Raw genomic sequence first — 4,598 nt, 5'->3', positions numbered from 1 at the left:
CGTTTGGCTGCCGCCCTACAGATCGCCTCGGTTGCATCGGTCGAAGCGTTATCGCAGATGATAAGCTCAAAATCTGTAAAGGTCTGGTTCAATACCGAATCAAGGGCAGCTTCAAGATAGTTGGCTCCGTTGTATACCGGAAGTCCAATACTAACACGAGGAGGCGCATGGAGAGAGGAAGCAGGCATAATGGCGCAGCGTTTTATGGTTAGGTGGACACCGAACACTCCCTAATTTACGCGCAGCCTATCCGTTTTCCCGTTGTGTTATGGTATGTTGAATGTACACTATCCCCGCCTCTACATGGGTAAGCCTGGTGCAGGGGAGGGGGAATGTTAACACGTAAAGAGATGCGCTTTAGGAGCATCATGAGGAACGCATTATGCCCCGGACAATCCCACCCCCTGTCGAAAGCGGGTCTGGGATCTATCTTTCCTCTGACAACATCGATCTCTTCAGGATTAGCGACTACCTTTAAATTCGTATAACCCCCCAAAGCAGAAGTCCGATGCAGTGCACCGGACTTCAGTACTTGAGGGACTGCATGTATAAAAGTATATCGTGGCTCCAGATCTTGCCTATAAAGCGATCCTATGGTTTGTTTTCAGGGGACAACCGACTACTAAGCTCTTGTGCTCTTTCGTTGTGCTGTAGCGCCTTGGCTGTATGTCGGGCGATCCGACGCTGGATACGTTCATCCGCGCGCTGGATATTGGCCGTGTGATAGTACATCCGTACCGCGTGGTCGCTTATTCGCTCGGCTCGCGAAGGCGTGTAAGGTAAGCGTCGTTGTGCGCGGGCGTCTCGAAGAAACCAGTTATGACGATTCATGGCATCAATCGAGCGCTTATCCCCCATCGTGTAGATGGCAGAGACGGCCATGATTCGCAGTTGCGGGTCCGGATCATTTTGGTAGATACGAACGAGAGCCGATCCTACCCCGCTCCAGTCGTAGGTCCCTGGGGCATTACGATTATGGTCGATGATGTTTTGCATCGCCTGCTCGCGCAAGTGGGGTGCTGCATCGCCCAGCAGCAGCCTGTTTTGCTCAACAACGCGAACAGAAAACAGTGAGAGATCAGGAGACGAAGCCTCGACCACTCTTGGGGTGGGCTGCCCATAAACCACGAGCAGAGGAGACCACAGGAGCAGGAGGATCAGGGCCAGCGGGCTGCCTTTTTGAAGGCACCAGGTGGGCTGTAAGGTACAGTTTTTTGTATCCATGGGGGGAAAGCGTTTTGAGAACGCGGATTGAGGTCACAGGGGTAATTGTTTTGGTTATAGTGCTAATTCACCAAAAAAAGTATGGTCGCATGTGGCATCTGCACATATAATTTAGTTTCTAATCCTAATGGTGCAATGTATGGTGAGGCATTGGCCTATCCATATATGGAGGCCCTACCTTCTAAGACGAAACACGGGGACTTTTGGAGCAAGCCTTCGTTTCAACGTCTCGTAGCTGATAAACTGTCATGCAGCGTGTTGGCGCTCGCAATGGCAGGGTTGGGTCATATCAGCAATTGTCTCAAGCGGTTGAATGGCATTGCCCTCCCCTTCACACACCCATCCCTGTATGTCTGACGATCAGCCCTTGCCCGCCTGGCAAACCGCCGTCGTAAAAGTGGGCAGCGCCCTCATCGCGCCCGATGCACGTGGCTGCTCCACACGCTACCTGCTTCCCATTGCGCAGTGGATTCGGGAGCACCGCGCACAAGGCAAGACCGTGATTGTGGTATCGTCGGGGGCCGTCGCTGCCGGACGCGCCACGCAGGGCCGCATGGATACCACCGCGCCGCTCACCATTCCCGAAAAGCAAGCGATGGCCGCCATCGGGCAGTCGCTTCTCATGCAGCACTGGAGCCGCCTCTTCGACGTCCCGTGCGCGCAGGTCCTGCTCACATACGACGATCTACGCCGCCGGGCGCGCTTCGTAAACGCCAAGAACACCCTCTCAGCGCTCATTGACACCGGCGCGCTGCCCATTGTAAACGAAAACGACACCGTGGCCGTCGAGGAGCTACACGTAGGCGACAACGACAACCTGGCGGCGTTCGTGGCCGTGCTGGCCGAGGCCGACCTGCTCGTGATGTGCTCCGACGTTGACGGACTCTACGACGCCGATCCGCACACCACGCCGGATGCCACGCGCATCCCCAACGTAGACCGGATCGACGCGTCGGTTCATGCGCTGGCAGGAGGGAGCCATCACGCAGCGGCTACCGGGGGGATGCGCACGAAGATCGAAGCCGCCGAGAAAGCCACCGACCGGGGCATACCGGCTGTTATCATCAACGGCAAAAAGCGCGCCCACCTCGATGCATTGCATAACGGTACGGTGCCCGGCACGCTGTTCACGGGGGCATCTCCCGACCGCCAACTCTCCAGCCGAAAGCACTGGATGCGCCATGCGCTGCCCACCACCGGCACGCTGCTCGTAGACTCAGGCGCGGCTAAAGCGCTCCGGGAGCAGGGGGCTTCGCTGCTGCCATCGGGCATTGTAGGTGTGCAGGGCACGTTTGCCCAGGGGGATGCGGTAGTGGTGGCCCAGCACGAAGCAACGGATTCGGTCCCGATTGCAAAAGGCATCACGCAGTACAGTGCGGCGGATGTGCGAGCCATTCAGGGTAAGCAAAGCACGGCGCTCGCGCGCATCCTTGACACGGCTCCGACCGATTACGTTATTCACCGCGACGATCTGGTGTTGCTATAGGCCCGGCTACGCATTGGCACAAGCGGCTCTGGGTGGGGTATAGGTACGTGCCTCGCGCACCGCACCGCACCTTTCACAACACGGAGACCTCGACGTATGGCCAACGCAATGTCCGAATCAACAACCGCAACCGACCCCTCGATTGAATCGCTGGCCGCAGCGTGCAGTCAGGCGGCGCGGCAGGTAGCGACCCTTTCCACCGCACGTAAAAACCGCGTGCTCCACAACATGGCCGATGCGCTGCTCGACCACCAGGCCGCCATTCTCGATGCCAACGACACCGATGTGGCCGGGGCCCGCAACGATGGCCTGCCCGATGCTATGATCGACCGACTCGTGCTTAACGAGACACGCCTCCAGAAAATGGCAACCGCCCTGCGTGAAGTCGCCAGCTTCTCGGATCCCGTCGGACAGATGTCGGCCACCACCACGCGTCCCAGCGGCATCGAAGTGGGGCGCATGCGCATTCCGCTGGGCGTCATCGGCATGATCTACGAGGCCCGCCCCAACGTCACCTCCGACGCCGCTGGGCTCTGCTTCAAAGCCGGAAACGCCGTGTTCTTGCGGGGCGGTTCCGAAGCCTTCCACGCCAACCATGCCATTGCCGACGCCCTGCACGAAGCGCTCGAAGCCCAAGATGTGGACCCGGCCGCCATCACGCTGGTGCCGACGACCGACCGTGCCGCGGTGAAAGAAATGCTCACGCTGAACCAGCACATCGACCTGGTTATTCCGCGTGGAGGTGAGGGGCTCATCCGCTTCGTCGACGAAACCAGCCGCATCCCCGTTATCAAGCACTACAAAGGCGTCTGCCACCTGTATGTGGATGCCAAGGCCGACCTCGACATCGCCGACGACCTGCTCATCGACGGCAAGACCTCGCGTCCGAGCGTCTGCAACGCGCTGGAGACGCTGCTCGTGCACGAGGACGTCGCCGACACGTACGTGCCCCGGGCGTGCAAGCTGCTACAGGATGCTGGTGTGACCGTGCGCGGCGACGAAGAGGTGCAGGCCCGCGTGCCCGGCGTGGAACCAGCCACCGAAGACGACTACGCCGCCGAATACCTCGACCTTACCATTGCGATGCGCGTGGTAGACGATGGTGAATCCGCTCGGCATCACATCGCCACCTACGGATCCAACCACACCGAGGTGATCGTGACCGACGACCTGCCCACCGCGCGCCACTTTACACGCACGGTCGATGCCTCGGTCGTGCTCGTAAACGCGTCGTCGCGCTTTTCAGATGGCGGCGAGCTCGGGCTGGGCGCCGAGATTGGCATCTCAACGACCAAACTGCACGCCTACGGTCCGATGGGTCTGCAAGCGCTGACTACGCAGAAGTTTGTGGTGTATGGAGCGGGAGAAACGCGCCACCCGGTGCCCGAGCATTAGCGTTTTATGGTGGCGCGTGCACCTGTCTTCGAGCGTCGCCATCGTATGCCCGAATCCGTCATGCAGAAAGCTGATCACTTTGAACGGGGCGTACGAGTGAGGTGTGCGTAGATAAATCGGGTTCATTGGAGTGTAACAGACCTTTGCCCTCTGCATTCACTACTGCTCTGTCACAGGTCAATCTTAGGGTAGTAACGCACCTCTCTTACATGCTGTCATCTTGAGCGAAGCGGCTCCGCCGAGTAGTCAACCCCAGCAGGTCCGCTGCTTCACCGTCATACATGGCCCCGATGCCGCAGCATCCCATTCCCAGCTCCTGGGCTGCCATATAGACCCGGTGACCGATCCTTCCGGCATGCATCATTACATACCGGTACCCTCTGGCACCCAGGGCCGCTTCCACTGCCGCCAAATCTGCGGCCATCAGAAAATTCACGGCGGCCCGGCCGATCCATGACTGGTCCAGACAGACCCGGGCCAGGTCCCCGGCCAG

The 4,598-nt window shown here is 59.1% G+C and carries 5 protein-coding genes; 2 read left to right on the top strand and 3 right to left on the bottom strand.

Translation table 11 applies throughout. The annotated features are described in order from the left end of the window. A partial coding sequence (locus R6U20_RS04910) for a glycosyltransferase family 2 protein (protein WP_410336751.1) occupies positions 1-188 on the bottom strand: 188 nt, incomplete at its 3' end. Positions 189-591: 403 nt separating this feature from the next. Next, positions 592-1,224 carry a hypothetical protein gene (locus tag R6U20_RS04905; protein WP_410336750.1) on the bottom strand — a complete coding sequence of 211 codons (633 nt, stop codon included), beginning with the start codon at positions 1,222-1,224 and terminating at the stop codon, positions 592-594. A gap of 349 nt (positions 1,225-1,573) precedes the next feature. On the opposite strand from R6U20_RS04905, the gene proB reads away from it, so the two are divergent. Together proB and R6U20_RS04895 are read left to right on the top strand one after the other, a co-directional pair. Beyond that, positions 1,574-2,710: a glutamate 5-kinase gene (gene proB / locus R6U20_RS04900; RefSeq protein WP_410336749.1), complete on the top strand. Its 1,137-nt coding sequence runs from the start codon at positions 1,574-1,576 to the stop codon at positions 2,708-2,710. A 96-nt stretch (positions 2,711-2,806) separates the two neighbouring features. Next, the gene (locus R6U20_RS04895) at positions 2,807-4,105 is read left to right on the top strand and encodes a glutamate-5-semialdehyde dehydrogenase (RefSeq protein WP_410336748.1); all 1,299 of its coding nucleotides are present in this window, start codon (positions 2,807-2,809) and stop codon (positions 4,103-4,105) included. Between the two features lie 205 nt (positions 4,106-4,310). Here the strand turns inward: R6U20_RS04895 and R6U20_RS04890 are convergent. After that, the coding region (locus R6U20_RS04890) for a nitroreductase family protein (protein WP_410336747.1) at positions 4,311-4,598 on the bottom strand (288 nt) is incomplete at its 5' end.

It is taken from the genome of Longimonas sp. (assembly GCF_046498435.1).
Classification (GTDB): Bacteria; Bacteroidota; Rhodothermia; order Rhodothermales; family Salinibacteraceae; genus Longimonas.
This window is presented reverse-complemented; position numbering and strand designations above follow the sequence as displayed.